Origin of the sequence: Falsihalocynthiibacter sp. S25ZX9 (assembly GCF_041205405.1) — a bacterium.
GTDB lineage: Bacteria > Pseudomonadota > Alphaproteobacteria > Rhodobacterales > Rhodobacteraceae > Falsihalocynthiibacter > Falsihalocynthiibacter arcticus.
In genome coordinates, this window is sequence record NZ_JBGFCD010000072.1 from 1 (window position 1) to 534 (window position 534).

The following is a 534-nucleotide window of genomic DNA, read 5'->3' on the forward strand; positions in this document are numbered from 1 at the left end:
TCCTACCATCCCAGCCAATTCATTTTAGATCAGCAGAACAAGCAGTCAGGCTTCCTCGTGAGGCCAGAAATGCCCCTGTTTATGCCCCAGTTATTGGGTACCCCTCTTAGGCTTCCTCTCTTTAGGTTTTATAACCAGAAATAGGTCCTTATGGGGGGGGGAGATACCTAGTAGTGAATAGGTATAAGTAATGGATAAAATAGGAGAGAATAAGAGGAGAACCCCTAAGAGGTGACCTTATAAATCCCCCCAATAGGTAGTCCTTGTTATCCCCCTCTCATAGTAGTTTAGTTACTTCATAACCACTTAGCCAAAGGGCCCTTGGACAATGAACGAAATAGAGGACCCTTGGCACTCCCGACCCATTGACGTGCATCGTTGGTCAGCCCACCCCGAGGTCGTTCAGTTCGTGGACAGGGTGTGGGACGAGTACCTGCCACAGGACATTGTGGGGAAACCAGGGCCGAAACCGAAGTTGGCCTTCAGGAAGCAGCTTAGGGTGTTGGTACTGGACCTGTATGTGGCTTGGCTGGA

The 534-nt window shown here is 49.6% G+C and carries 1 protein-coding gene; it reads left to right on the top strand.

Translation table 11 applies throughout. The features are described 5' to 3' along the window. Positions 1-328 precede the first annotated feature (328 nt). Positions 329-534: hypothetical protein (locus AB9F29_RS21310; RefSeq protein ID WP_369757180.1), on the top strand; the 206-nt coding region annotated here is incomplete at its 3' end.